This window comes from Cupriavidus sp. PB-02, from assembly GCF_058252315.1.
The window spans coordinates 2,233,618-2,247,152 of record NZ_CM177694.1 but is presented as its reverse complement, the minus strand read 5'-3'; the positions used below and the strand labels follow the sequence as shown (position 1 = coordinate 2,247,152).

13 protein-coding genes are annotated in these 13,535 nt (G+C 65.4%); 2 read left to right on the top strand and 11 right to left on the bottom strand.

From position 1 onward, the window contains the following. The first annotated feature begins 317 nt into the window (after window positions 1-317). On the top strand, window positions 318-791 hold the full coding sequence (locus AC10V3_RS10560) for a group I truncated hemoglobin (protein WP_041681057.1): 474 nt from the start codon (window positions 318-320) through the stop codon (window positions 789-791). A gap of 30 nt (window positions 792-821) precedes the next feature. Here AC10V3_RS10560 and AC10V3_RS10555 read toward each other — a convergent pair whose 3' ends face one another. The 10 genes from AC10V3_RS10555 to AC10V3_RS10510 form a co-directional block, all read right to left on the bottom strand. Then, window positions 822-1,640 (bottom strand): DUF5995 family protein, encoded by an 819-nt coding sequence (locus AC10V3_RS10555; RefSeq protein ID WP_022535200.1) that lies wholly within the window; start codon window positions 1,638-1,640, stop codon window positions 822-824. After that, complete coding sequence (locus AC10V3_RS10550) at window positions 1,637-3,496, bottom strand: vWA domain-containing protein (protein ID WP_022535199.1); 1,860 nt, start codon at window positions 3,494-3,496, stop codon at window positions 1,637-1,639. The genes AC10V3_RS10555 and AC10V3_RS10550 overlap by 4 nt, the downstream gene beginning before the upstream one ends. A 167-nt stretch (window positions 3,497-3,663) precedes the next feature. Further along, a complete protein-coding gene (locus AC10V3_RS10545; RefSeq protein WP_490922191.1) occupies window positions 3,664-4,158 on the bottom strand; it encodes a hypothetical protein in 495 nt (164 codons plus the stop codon). Between the two features lie 21 nt (window positions 4,159-4,179). Next, the gene (locus AC10V3_RS10540) at window positions 4,180-5,247 is read right to left on the bottom strand and encodes an extracellular catalytic domain type 2 short-chain-length polyhydroxyalkanoate depolymerase (RefSeq protein WP_022535197.1); all 1,068 of its coding nucleotides are present in this window, start codon (window positions 5,245-5,247) and stop codon (window positions 4,180-4,182) included. A 205-nt stretch (window positions 5,248-5,452) separates the two neighbouring features. Further along, window positions 5,453-5,887, bottom strand: a complete 435-nt coding sequence (locus tag AC10V3_RS10535) for a YciI family protein (protein WP_490922189.1) — start codon at window positions 5,885-5,887, stop codon at window positions 5,453-5,455. Window positions 5,888-6,179: 292 nt separating this feature from the next. Further along, window positions 6,180-7,076: an allantoinase PuuE gene (puuE, locus tag AC10V3_RS10530; RefSeq protein ID WP_022535195.1), complete on the bottom strand. Its 897-nt coding sequence runs from the start codon at window positions 7,074-7,076 to the stop codon at window positions 6,180-6,182. Continuing rightward, complete coding sequence (locus tag AC10V3_RS10525) at window positions 7,073-7,954, bottom strand: GNAT family N-acetyltransferase (protein ID WP_022535194.1); 882 nt, start codon at window positions 7,952-7,954, stop codon at window positions 7,073-7,075. Before AC10V3_RS10525 ends, puuE begins: the two co-directional genes overlap by 4 nt. A 235-nt stretch (window positions 7,955-8,189) precedes the next feature. Then, complete coding sequence (locus AC10V3_RS10520; RefSeq protein ID WP_022535193.1) at window positions 8,190-9,521, bottom strand: CitMHS family transporter; 1,332 nt, start codon at window positions 9,519-9,521, stop codon at window positions 8,190-8,192. 233 nt (window positions 9,522-9,754) lie between these two features. Beyond that, a complete protein-coding gene (locus tag AC10V3_RS10515; protein ID WP_022535192.1) occupies window positions 9,755-10,795 on the bottom strand; it encodes an isocitrate/isopropylmalate dehydrogenase family protein in 1,041 nt (346 codons plus the stop codon). 322 nt (window positions 10,796-11,117) lie between these two features. Next, window positions 11,118-11,501, bottom strand: a complete 384-nt coding sequence (locus tag AC10V3_RS10510) for a nuclear transport factor 2 family protein (RefSeq protein ID WP_022535191.1) — start codon at window positions 11,499-11,501, stop codon at window positions 11,118-11,120. Between the two features lie 227 nt (window positions 11,502-11,728). On the opposite strand from AC10V3_RS10510, the gene AC10V3_RS10505 reads away from it, so the two are divergent. After that, on the top strand, window positions 11,729-12,679 hold the full coding sequence (locus AC10V3_RS10505) for a LysR family transcriptional regulator (protein ID WP_041681056.1): 951 nt from the start codon (window positions 11,729-11,731) through the stop codon (window positions 12,677-12,679). Window positions 12,680-12,695: 16 nt separating this feature from the next. Here AC10V3_RS10505 and garL read toward each other — a convergent pair whose 3' ends face one another. Beyond that, entirely contained in the window at window positions 12,696-13,490 is a 795-nt protein-coding gene (garL, locus tag AC10V3_RS10500; RefSeq protein WP_022535189.1) for a 2-dehydro-3-deoxyglucarate aldolase, read from the bottom strand. Window positions 13,491-13,535 lie beyond the last annotated feature (45 nt).

Here is a 13,535-nt window from a genome sequence, read left to right as displayed (position 1 = left end):
TTTGTGTGGCCATCGGGCGCGATGTGAAGCCAAGAATGTGCTTTCGCAAGCGTTGTTTTCGGCACTTCGTTGGAGTCACTTCAGGGTACACGGTACTGGCAAGCGGGCCGGGGATGCTCGCAGCAGATCAGCCAGCCATTGATCCTTGCGGCACCGCGGTAACCCCATTGGGTTAGAACTTCCACGGAGGCATGCCCTGCGCTGGCTTGATCGCGCCCTGGTTTGGCACTAAGTTGGATTCACCGCGCGGGGGATCCGCGGTTCCAGACCGTAACGGCAATTCGTCCGCTACCCGAATCGCACGAGAGGAGTCGACCATGCGCATTTCACCTTTTCTGTCCGGTGTCCTGGTGGTGGGCTTGATGGGACTCGGCGGTTGCGCGATGCCGGACACGTCGAAGCGGGCCGCGCCATCGGATGTGTCGAAGCCGGCCATGTCTTCGTTATACGAACGGCTTGGCGGTAGCCCAGCGATTACGGCCGTAGTCGACGACTTCGTTGGGAATGTTGCCGCCGACACGCGTATCAGTCCGAAGTTCGCCAATGCCAATATTCCGCGTCTCAAGACGAGGCTGGTTGAGCAGATTTGCGCTGGCGCAGGGGGGCCATGCACTTACAAGGGGCGTGACATGCGGACCGCCCATGCCGGCATGGGCATCACCAATGGCGAGTTTGATGCGCTGGTGGAAGACCTGGTGAAGTCGCTCAACAAGTTCAAGGTGCCAGCACAGGAGCAAAAGGAGTTGCTCGACATGCTGGGGCCAATGCGGAAGGATATCGTCTCGCGATGATCCTGCTGGGTCTCGGCTGATCGCTACTGGCTAGGTAGTCGGCTGCCCGGCGACCCTGGCTTCGACGGCGGCGCGGGCGCGCGCAATCTCGGTATCCAGCAAATCGATGATGGTGACAATGCCGCGCAATTCGCCCATCCGCACGGCAGCCAGCGCCAGCCCTAGCTGCGGTCCGGGCGCGGCGATGTGGCGCCCGATCTCCGCCACTTGGCGGTCCTGCCGTTCGATCAGCGCGCTTTCGCTGCTGCCGCTTGCGCGCAATGCCTGGGCAAAGTCCCAGGCCGCGGACCGCGTCTGCACCAGCGCCGCGCCGATCAGTCGTTCGTCCAGGCTGCCGGCCAGCCTGTCGACCAGTCGCAGCAGCGGCCAGACGCCGGCGAGCCGGTCCTGGACCTCGTCGACCATCTGCAGCAGCAGGTCATTGACCCCGTCGAAATCCGCCCGCGGCAGCGGGTACTCGTCCAGCGTGCGGGCCGCCGCAATGCCCAGATCCAGGTTGATATGCGCATTGATGCCGAGCAACAGGTGTTGCGATACGGTCGGCCGCCAGCGCCCGGCGGCGTCGAAGGCAATCTGCCATGAGCGGCTGACCGGCGCGCCGCCCAGGTGTCCCGCCAGCGCTTCGAAGTAGCGGTTGGCGAACAGCACCACCAGCCGCTCGGCCGCCTGCGGTTGCTCGAAGGCCCCGGCCGCCAGCGCGCTGCGGGCGCGCAGCGTGACGCCGCGGTAGAGGGCGGCGAAATAGCCGAGCCGGCTGCGGTGCTGCCGCGCCCAGGCGAGGATGGCATCGAAGCGCGCGAGGACTTCCGCGCCGTCCGCCGGAGGCACCGGATCGAGCAGGGCGCTCATTCGCCTACCGTGACTTTGCCAAGGCCGCCATGGTCATCGAGTGCGATCGAGACCGCCAGGTTTTGGTCGCGCGCCTTCTCGAGCAGACGCCGCAGGCGTTCGTCGTGGCGCTGCACCGGAACCTCGCGATCCTCGTCCAGCACGGCGGCGACCAGCCGCCCGCGGGCGTCGAAGCGCAAGGCCTTGACGAAGCCCGTCAGCAAGGGCAGCCCAGTCCCCGGCAGCTTCTCGACCACGATCCCGCCCAGGGTCTCGGCGTCGGGCTGGTAGGTCAGCACCTCGCGCGCGCCGGGGAAGGCATCGCTGGCGACGGTGATCTCGGCGACCGCTTCGATCGGGCTCAGCACCGTGAAGCGACGGACCTCGATGCCCGCGCCGAAGGCGATCTGGGTCGCTGCGGTGAAGGCCGCATCGCTGATCGTGACCATGATCTTGTAGCGCCGGCCCGGCCGGTAGCGGTCGGGCTCGACGGTGAGGCGCGGGTCGCGCGGGCGCCCCACCTGGACCGAAGTGAACTCCAGGCGTGAAACCTTGCGCTTGCCCTCGAGCATTCCCTTCAGCTCGACGCGCAGCGGCGCCACGCCGGGCACCGGGAAGTCCGCCTTGGCGGCAAGGGTGCCATCCTGTTGCGGCTCCATCGGCCACGAGCGGCCCGTGAAGTCGCTCAGCACGGCTTCGAACTTGCCGGCCGCGGTCTTGCCGTTGAACATCGGTGTCGCGGTCACCACGCTGGTGTCCTGCGGATTGAGCTGGAAGGGATCGACCCGCAGCAGGATATCGAACTCCGGGCTGACCGAGCGGGCCATCAGGTTCATGCGCAACGGCCGGAACTGCGGATCTCCGGCAACGCGCACGCGCCACGTGCCGGGCTCGGGGGTAGGGACGTGCAGCGCGGTCATCCATCCCACGCCGATTTCAAAGGCGCCGTTCAGGCCATGGCGGAACAATGTGCCGGAGGGTGAGGTGGTTTCGATCGAGGGCCGTCCGGGATGATGCCAGGTCAGGCCCAGCAGCAGCTCCTGCGAGATGTCATCGACATCGACTTCGAAATGCTCCTCGTTGACGCGCCGGCGCGCCCGTTCGTCGCTGCCTTCGGGCGCCAGTGTCGGCAGGCTGAACTGTTCCCACAGCAGTTTCGATGCCGGCCGCGTCAGCGGACGCAACGGCAGGATGCCGTTGTTGTTGACGACCTTCATCGAGTTGGTCATCAGCGCCGCCGAAGTGTCTGCCGCATACGCCGGCGTGGTGCTGATCGTCTTGGTGGTACTGCCGAAAGGCTCCGCCTCCGCGACCAGGTCGGTCAGCGTCGCGTTGAGCAGATCCGAACCGATACCCTGCGCATTGAGGGCGATGCCGTTGCCGGCCAGCAGCACGGCAAAGTCGATGCCCTGTTCGAATTCATAGCCGCCCTTGGTCAGCCGGTCGTCATGCTCGATCGTCTGGTTGCCGTCGGTGAACAACACGATCTTCTTCTTGTACACGGCGGGAAACAGCGGCGGCGGATTGGCGACCATGAAGTCGGCGACGGTCCGCACGGCATGGAAGATATCCGTCATGCTGCCGACTGCGCCCTGGACCGATGGCTGGTTTTCGATGGCGCTGACCAGGTCCTTCCAGATCGTGGTGTCTCCCACCGGGAAATTCCCTTGCCCGATCAGCCCGTTGGTCTGCGTGGCGAAGTACCAGAACGAAACCGCCCAGGTCTCGCCGGAGGTTGATGTCTTGTTGTTGATCTCATCGATGATGTACTGCACCGATTCCGAGGCTTCGACAATCTTGTCCTTGGACGAGCCGTTGCCGGCGGAGTGAAACATCGAGCCGGAGGCATCGATCAGGATAGCGAGCTGCTTGGCCATGCCAGTGCTCCTGTTCGGACGAATAGCGCTTGCGCGACGGACAGGGGCATGCGATCGAACCCCAGTTAGTTATAGTGCGTCGGGCAGGCTTCGTGCGGCCGGCTGTTGCTTTTCCGTCTATCCCTTGTACTGAAGTAAAGATCGTGCAGATCTCATTTGCCCCCGCCCTACGCCGCGGCCGCGGCGGCCTTCTGGCCGAGCCAGTAGCCGGTGTTGACCTCGACGTTCTCCTGCAGCGTCACGAAATCCACTGCCTGGTCGCTCAGCAGCAGAACGAAGCGGGCCAGCAGGTCGAATTCCTGCTCCATCAGCTTGGACATCGTGTTGGCCCGCCTGAGCCGGGCACGCTCCTGCAGCCAGCCGGCCCAGCCCAGCAGGTTCTGCTGTTGCTGCTCGTGCAGGCGCCTGACCACCGCCGCCTGCAGCTGGAACAGTTCGGTCCAGGTCTGCGGGCTGACGGCGAACGGGCCTAGGCTAGCGGCAGCAACGCCGTTGCCGACGGCGCGCGTGGCCCATCCGCCCAGCAGGGCATGCAGTGTCAGCGCCTGCTGCAAGGCAGCCGGATGGGCTGCCGCCATGGCGTGCTGTACGGTTTTCGCACCCTCCAGCGTCGAAACGTCCAGCTGTAGCGTGGCCGGGAGCATCTGCGTGGTGTCGTTCATGGTCATCCTCCGTGAAAGGGATCAGCCGCCGAGACGGCTCAGCATGCCGTGGATGGCCTTGATCTGGATGGCATTGCGCGAATAGTAGTCGGGCCGCGTGGGATGCGGGTTGGAATAGCCCCACCAGTCCCAGCAGCCGTCCGGGTTCTGCGTCGTGCTGTTGTCGGTGCCCTCGGCCTGCGGATAGAGCACGATGATGTTGTTGCTGTCCGCGATCTCGTTGTAGCCGGTCGTGGTGATATACCGGTTGCCATAAGGCGGCTGGCTGGCGAAGTCGGACTGGCCGAAGGTGAAGTCGATATAGTTGTAGCCCTGCTTGCAGCCGTGCAAGGCGATATGGACGCGCGCCTGGGCGCCTTCTTCCACCGCCTTGGGCACGTAGGCATAGCCGAAGCGGCTCATGCTGGCCCGCGGCTCGTTGCCGAAGAATTCGGTCTGGTCGAAGCGCAGCAGACGCCCGCCCAGGCGCTCCGAGGGCGGGTTCAGGTCGCCGTAGATATGGCGCAGGATGCTGTGGGACTGGATGAACCCGCCGTTATTGATATAGGGCGGCTGATTGGTGCCGAGCGGAGAATCCTCGGCGTTGTCGGTGATGATGGAATGGCCCGCCGGCACGCTGTCGTCGTAGGCGATGTCGCCGGATCCGACGCCGAGCAATTCGTAGAATTCCCGGGTGCGCGCGACCACGGAGGAATACACCACGCTGTCCTTGCTGCCGGTGAAGATATAGACGCGGTGCCCGCCAAGATGGGAAATGGCATCGATCTCGCCGGCCTCGGCGGTCTGGCGCGCCAGCCGCGCCAGGTGCTGCGCATCCGGGGTGGTCTGCGGCACCAGCGGATTCATGCACAGATGCAGGGCGTTCAGTTCGTAGGCGTCCTCCGGCACCGGTGCGGCGGCGCGGAACGACTCGGCGCAGCGGTAGGGGCCGCCGGCGATCACGCCGGCCCCGGCAAAGCTCGACGAATGCGCCAGATGCAGCTGCACCGTCATGAAGGCGCCGGACGACAGGCCGGAGACGGAACTCCTGCCTTTCTCGACCTTGTACGCGCCCAGTTGTACGACTTCGGAATGGATATCGCCCACCATAGTCTCTCTCGCATGTTGACCGTCGGCATTGCCCGGTGATCGAGACGACTATCCGCCCGTTTTATGTGAATTTGATGACGGCCGGCGACGCGGCGATGGGTCCGGCAAGCGCATATCGAGGGCACCCGCTGCCGAAGCGGGTACCGCTCTTCGCGTACTTTCGTGCGATAGGGGAATCCACTGCTGTTGCGGCAGGGAGCTCGCGTCAGCGCGGTTTGTTCGCGCCTTCGACCTCAGCGCGCAGTCGCTCTTCCTGCGCACGCAGTTCGGGCGTGAGTTCAGCGCCGAAGTCCTCGGTTTCGAACAGCGGGCGGATTTCGATTTCGGATTCGCCTTCCATGGGGTTGGGGCAGCGCCTGACCCATTCGACAGCCTCGTCCATTGACTTGACTTGCCATAGCCAGAACCCCGCGACGAGTTCGTTGGTCTGCGGGAACGGCCCGTCGATCACGGTCCGCTGTTCGCCCGAGAAGCGTACGCGTTTTCCCTTCACGCTCGGGTGCAAGCCCTCGCCAGCGAGCATCACGCCGGCCTTGACGAGCTCTTCATTGAAGTTGCCCATGGCCGCGAGCAACTCCGTGCCTGGCATCTTGCCAGCTTCTGAATCGCTCGTAGCCTTCACCATCACCATGACACGCATCGTCTTCCTCCTTGAAGGAATGGTTGGAGCCACACAGCCTCGAAGCCGGGGCAGCCGCGACGGCGGTGAACGCTGGCACCAGGAACAGATCAGGATAGTTGAAATCGACAGCACCTTCAAACGGCCGCGCGTGGCGCGCTCGATGATAGTAGGGCAGGTTAGGGTCCTTCCACATTGCTCCCTGGGCCATTTCCAGGGCACCTTCCGACGTGACACTGTGTAAGGACTGGTGCGCCCCGGCGCAGCGGCCGACGTGCCGCGGCGATCGGCCAACGCGCTTTCCCCCTGGACTCTAGGCAGGGTGCTCCGCAATCCAGTGCCTGGCGATGTCTTCCCGCCGGCAGATCCACACGGCATCATGACCCCGCACGTAGTCAAGAAAACGCGCAAGCGCCGTGGCACGCGCGGGATGGCCGCTGATGCGGGCATGCAGTCCGACGCTCATCATCTTTGGTCTTTGCGCACCCTCGTGCCAGAGCTGGTCGAACGCGTCCCGAAGCGTACGGTAGAAATCCTCCCCTGATGCAAAGCCATCAGGCAGCAGATAGCGTGCGTCGTTGTTGACGAGCGTATACGGAATCACGAGCTGCGGCGGCGATCCGCACAGCCAGTAGGGCAGGTCATCATTGTAGGCATCAGAGCTGTATAGGAAACCGCCTTCTTCATGGATCAGGCGCCGCGTATTGTGGCTGACGCGGCCCGTGTACCACCCCACCGGGCGCCTGCCGCAGATCCGCTCGATTGCCTCGATCGTCAGGCGGATATGGTGACGCTCCTCGTCTTCCGGCACGTCCCGATAGTCAAACCAGCGGTAGCCATGCCCAGCCACTTCGTGTCCCGCGGCGCTGAGCGCTTGCCCGATCTGCGGATTGAGCTCGAGCGCGCGACCCACAGCAAAAGCGGTCAGTGGCAGGCCACGCTCGCCGAACAGGTCCAGCAGGCGCCAGACGCCCGCGCGCGCACCGTACTCATACATGCTCTCGACACTCCAGTCGCGCTCTGCCTCGCGCGACGGCCGGCCGGGCAGTTCGTGCAGGTACGATTCGGAGCGGGCATCGCCGTTGAGAATGCAGGATTCCGCCCCTTCCTCGATGTTCAGCGCAAACTGTAGCGCCACACGCGCGGCATCAGGCCAGTGCGGATGGGGCGGGGAGCTTCCATAGCCGGTCAGGTCGCGTCCTGGCATCATCCGAGCTCGAAGGTCGTGATGCCGAAGATCCGCGCGAGCACGAGGCCCGGCTCCGGCCCAAGATACATGCGCGCGCAGCCGAAGACTTCCGTCATGCCGTGCCGATGCGCAAGCGCCATGGCGGCCGGGTGATTCTCCGGTACATCGAGAAACAGGGGACCACCCGCCGCGAAAGCTGCCAGGCGCGCGTAGAGTACTTCCGCTGCCTCGGCATCATCGGCAAACAACGGTCCTACCTTGCAGCCGTCTCCACAGCGACGCACCACACCATATCCGCTCAGCTTGCCATGGCGCATGAACCCCAGCGCAAGCGCATCGGCCTGCCGGATCCAGCCTCGCAGGAAAGCAGCGCGTGCAGCGGGAAAGCAGGTCCGATCGTATTCAAGCAACTGCTCGAACGCCACCTCACCCAGCGGGACGATGCCTTCATGCTCTGACGGCGGCTCGGGTGGCCGGGCCAGGGTATCCGGGATCTCGGCACGAAAGCGCAGATTGCGATGTGAGAAGACGAAGCCTCCCTTGGCATAGTAATCCTGCATCGCGAATACGCCATCCAGTCCGATGCTTGCGCCGGGCCGCAGGCGGGCAATGAGTCGGTCCCGGCGGGCATGCCACAGCTCGTTGCCTAGCCCCCGACCGCGAAACTCCGGGCGGACGATAAAGAAACCCATGAAGCCGAATTCCCCGTCGTAAGACGTGATGGCCCCGCCGCCAATCAGTTCTCCATCAAGGTCCGCCGCGATAAAAGCATCGGGGTCCGTGGCCCAGAACAGTTCCGCGTCGTGCAGACCGGGATTCCACCCTTCGCTTGCCGCCCAGCCGACCAGTTGGTCCAACTCGGCACGCGTCATTTTCCGAATGACAAGGTCGTCTGACATCGCACTCTCCTTTGGCCCACATGGGGGCCTGCCATGCTCGCCGGCGTCGGGGACGATTGGATCAGCTTGACGTGCCGAACCCTGTTGCGATCAAGAGATCGCGCCGCCCGGTTGGGTGGAAGTCAGCACGCCACTGGTCACCGACAGACTATAGCTGCCCAGACCACCATCGTAGCTCCCCCAGTTGTCCAGGTCGAATGCAGGTTCGGATGGTGTTGTGCATGCGAGGTGTCGCTCAGGCCGCATGCCCGATGACGGGGATCACGCCGAAGGCAACGGTGGCCAGCATCATCACAAACGCCGCCGACAGGGCCCAGAGCAGGGTATAGCGTTGGTGGTCGCCAAACTCGACTTCGGCGAGGCCGACCAGCAAATAGGTCGACGCGACCAACGGGCTCAGCAGGTGAACCTGCTGGCCGATCAGCGAGGCACGTCCGATCTCGGCGGCCCCGATGCCATAGACGGCGGCGGCCTTGGCAAGGATCGGCAGGATGCCGAAGTAGAACGCGTCGTTCGAGATAAAGAACGTGAACGGAATGCTCAGCACACCGGTCACGAGGGCCATGTAGGGACCCATCCAGTCGGGCACGGCGCTGATGACGCTGTTTGCGATCGCGTCGACCATCTTGGTGCCCGACAGGATGCCGACGAAGATGCCGGCGGCAAAGATCAGCGATACGACCGGCACGACGTTGGCCGCATGCGCGCCGATCCGCTCCTTCTGCTCGTGCAGGCTCGGGTAGTTGACCATCAGCGCGATCGCGCAAGCCACGATGAACAGCGCAGGCAGCGGGAATGTGCCGAGGATCAGCAGCGCCATCAGGCCGATGGTCAGCAGGAAGTTGAACCACAGCAGCCTGGGCCGGGCGATCTGGGGATCGCCGACAGCGATCTCCGGCGCGGCATGGTCCGAATGACCGGCATGGCCAGACCCGGCGCTCATCAGCGCGACGGTGCCGAGCCGGTTGCGTTCGCGGCGGCCCAGCAGGAATGCCACGAACAGGCCCCACATGCCGGTGACGACCATCGGCAGGATCATCGGCACGAAGATCGAGCCCACGTCGACGCCCAGTGCGCTGGCCGCACGTGCGGTCGGGCCGCCCCAGGGCAGGATGTTCATCAGCCCGCCCGCCATCATGATCACGCAGGCGAGTACCAGCCGGCTGATGCCCAGCCGCTTGTAGAGCGGGAGCATGGCGGCGCAGGTGATCATGTAGGTCGTCGAGCCGTCGCCGTCGAGCGACACGAGCACGGCCAGCACGAAGGTGCCGACGATGATCTTGACCGGATCGCCGCCCACCACCTTCAGGATCACGCGCACCACCGGATCGAACAGGCCGGCATCGATCATCAGGCCGAAATACAGGATGGCGAACATCAGCATCACGCCGGTCGGCGCCAGCTTCTTGACGCCGTCCAGCATCATCGGCCCCAGTTCCGGCCCGAAGCCGCCGATCGCGCCGAACGCAATGGGAACGAGTATCAGCGCCACCATGGCGGAAAGTCGCTTGGTCATGATCAGTGCCATGAACACGATCACCATCGAGTAGGCGAGCAGGGTCAACATCTTCTTCTGTATCTCTCTTGCCGCTCAGTCCACGTGGGGGCGCTTGCGGGCGGGTGCGTGCGTCGGTCTGGCGCACGGGGTCAGGGGCGTGGTCGGTCCCGCCGGCACGGCAGGGCGTGCCAGCGGTACAGAAAGACCGCGGAGGTGTGGCAGTCTTGCGCGCTTGCCCGTGCGGGCCGCGCCGACAAGACTGCGGCGCCGGGCAGCGGGCGTCGCCTGCTGCCCGGCGGGGGTCAGCTGCCGGAAACGATGCGTTTCGCTACCGCGTCGGCAAACTGCAGCGTGGAGGCCGTGCCGTGGAGGTCGCCGGTCTTGACCTGGTCCTGGCTGAGCGTCAGCTCGATGGCCGAGCGCAGCCGCGCGGCCAGGTCCTGGCGGCCCACGTGGTCGAGCATCAGGCCGGCGGCCAGCATCAGCGAGATCGGGTTCGCAATGCCCTTGCCGGCGATGTCGGGCGCCGAGCCGTGCACCGCCTCGAAGATCGCAGCGTCGTCGCCGATGTTGGCGCCCGGTGCCATGCCAAGCCCGCCCACCAGGCCGGCGATCTGGTCCGACAGGATGTCGCCGAACAGGTTGGTACAGAGCAGCATGTCGAAGCGCCACGGGTTGAGCACCAGCTGCATGGCGCAGGCGTCGACAATGATGTCGTCCATGTCCACGCGGCCGGCGTAGTCCCCGGCGACTTCACGCGCCGCTTCCAGGAAGATGCCAGTGAGCGCCTTCAGGATATTGGCCTTGTGCACCACCGTAATCTTCTTGCGGCCGTTCCTGACGGCGTACTCGAAGGCGAAGCGCGCAATGCGCCGGCAGGCGTCGCGCGTATTGGTGCCCGTGGACACTGCCACCGCATGCGGGTCGTCGCCAACCGGGATGTAGTAGTCATGCGCGACATAGAAGCCGCCGACGTTCTCGCGCACCAGCACCAGGTCGATATTCTCGAAGCGGCCCGGCACCAGCGTGCGGGCGGGGCGCACATTGGCATAGAGGTTGAACGCCTCGCGCAGGCGCACATTGACCGAGCGGAAGCCGCCGCCCACCGGCGTTGTCAGGGGCCCCTTGAGGGCGAGGCCGGTGCGGCGGATGCTGTCCAGCGTGTCTTCCGGCATGGGATCGCCGCTGTATTCGACGCCTGCCATGCCCGCCTGCCGGACATCCCAGGCAAACGGGGCGCCAAGTGCATCCAGCACCCTGACGGTGGCGTCCACCACTTCGGGACCGATACCGTCGCCGGGGATCAGCGTGGCGGGGATCTGTTCGCGTGCACCGTTTTCCATTTGCTTTCCTGTCGTGAAGTGAGCGTTTCGCTGGCCAGCCAATGGGCCGGGGCAGCAAGGCCCTGTTTCTCGTGCTTGGGGAGGCCGCCGGCTTCGGATTCCGACATGCGTCGCCGGGCCGGCTAACCAGGGGCCCGATTCTAGGCGGGGAAGGCTGTCAGCAAACTGTCAAAGTGCCGGCTATGTCATTGGGGTTTACGCTGAGGACGTCGAATAGCACTGTCCGCAACGATGCATCGTCCGCTCCGGCGCGAGGGCTGCGAGCGGAGGAGATCCGCTGATTCGGGCGAGGTGGGCAGGTCTGGGCAGCGGGTGATCGAACTCACAGAAAGCGCGCAGCGGTATCGTAGCAGCCACGCCAGCGGGTAATCTTGCCCTCGCGCACCGTGAAGACGTGGATCCACTCGGTTTCCACCAGCTTCCCTTCCTGGCGTGCCATGGCCCGTTCGAAGCCCAGGACGGTCACGTGTTCGCCAGCCTCGATAAACTCGCGCGGCTCGAAGAGTTGCGTGTCGTCCGCTTGCTGAACCTCGGCGAAGAAACGCGCCACCTCATCCTTGTTATTGCGCTGCCCGGCGTAGGGAATGGCGGGCGGCCCCAACAACTTCCAGTCGACCTTGTCGGCAACAAGATCGAGAATAGCCGCGACATCGCCGCGCCCGAAGGCGTCGTAGGCGGCCTTGACGACGGAAAGTGCGGTGACCATGTCTGCTCCTGCTTCGGCAACGCGGATCCCCCCGGATGTGAATCCAAGTTAGTGCCAAACCAAGTCGTGTTCAAGCCGGCGCACGGTTGCTGCCTCAGCGCACTCACCCGCGCCGCACGGTTAAAATCGGCCTGGCACGACAGCCGGTACGAGGGCGTGCGTCCGCGCGTGCGGACGCCTGACACAATCCGGTCCCTCACCAACACGCTGCCCGGAATGCGCAACCCATGAGCGCGAATGCTCCTGCTCCATTGAATTCTGAAGACCTGGCCTGCTTTGTGTGCGTAGCCAGCACGGGCAGCATCTCCCGCGCCGCGCTCGAGCAGGGCGCCGACCAGTCCACCGTCAGCCGGCAGATCGCCCGGCTGGAGGCCAATCTCGATACCCGGCTGTTCCATCGCACCGGCCGCGGCATGATCCTGACCGAGTCGGGCCAGACCCTGCTCGGCTATGCGCGGCAAGTCTCGGCCACCCTCGCCGAGGCGCGCGAGGCGATCCGGGCGTCGACCGCGCAAGGCCCGGCGCAGCTGATCATCGCGGCGCAGCCGACCATCGCCAATACCGCGTTCGCCAGCATCGGCACCGCCGTCAAGCAGCGCTTTCCCGCGACCCGCGTGCGCTTTGTCGAAGGGCTCGCCAGCCCGCTGCTGGGATGGCTGGCCGCCGGCGAAATCGACGTCGCGCTGATCTACCTGCCGGACCAGCACGGCGCGCTCAAGGTCGACGTGCTGCTGGAGGAAGACCTGACGCTGGTCACGCCGACGTCATGGGGCCATATCGGGCCGAGCTTCCGCTGCGCCAGCCTGGACGAGGTGCCGCTGATCCTGCCGAGCACCGGCCACGGCCTGCGCGTGCTGGCCGAGAACCTAGTTGCGCGCGCGGGCAAGTCGTTGCAGCTGGCGATGGAGTGCGATGCGTCGAATACCGTCTCGATGCGGCTGGTGGAAGACGGCTGCGGCGCCACGCTGCTGCCCTTTGCCGCGGTGGCGGACCGCGTGGCCCAGGGGCGGCTGCGCTGCGCCAGGCTGGTCGAGCCGGTGGTGACGCGGCAGGTGGCGCTGGCCACCGCCCGCAACCGGCCGCCGCTGCCGGAGCTGTGGGACATCATGCAGACCGTGCGCCAGTCGGTCCGCAATACCGTGATGTCGGGGGCGTGGCCGGGCGCGCGGCTGGTCTGAGCGCGCTTTCCGCTCGTCAGTCAGTGAAGCGCTCGCGCAGCGCCTGCGTGGCCTGGCGCAGCAGCACGTGGTCCAGCCCCACGGCGACGAAGCTGGCCCCCATGTCCAGGTAGCGCCGTGCGTCGGCTTCCACGGGCGTCAGCGTGCCGACCGCCTTGCCAGCCCGCCGCGCGGCCGCGAAGATGCGTGCGATCTCGGCCTGCACCTCGGGGTGGTTGGGATTACCCAGGTGGCCGCATGCCGCGGCCAGGTCGTTCGGCCCGATGAAGATGCCATCGACGCCTTCGACCGCGCAGATCTCCTCGGCGGCATCAACGCCCTTGCGGCTCTCGATCTGGACCAGCACGCAGAGGTTGTCATTGATCTGGTCGAAGTAGCCGGGCACGGTGCCATAGCGGTTGCTTCGCTGCGTCATCGAGACGCCGCGCGTGCCCAGCGGCGGATAGCGCGTTGCGGACACCGCCTGGCGCGCCTGTTCGGCGCTCTCCACGAACGGAATCAGGAAGTTATAGAAGCCCAGGTCGAGCAGGCGCTTGAGCAGTATGGGGTCGTTCCAGGGCGGCCTGACCACGGGAGCGCTGGCGCTGTCCTTCAGCGCCATCAGCTGCGGTAGCAGCGTCAGCGGATCGTTGGGGGCATGCTCGGTATCGAGCAGCAGCCAGTCGAAGCCGGCCAGGCCGATGATCTCGGCGGTGACCGGGCTGGCCAGCGAGCACCAGAAGCCGATCTGGCGCTGCTGTGACAGCACGGCGGCGCGGAAGGCATTGGGCAGCGGCGAGTACGGCGGGCGAGGTTGGGAGGCCGTGGGCATGGAGTCTTTTCCTTTTGTCGGGACAGGCAAGGAGAGGATTGATAG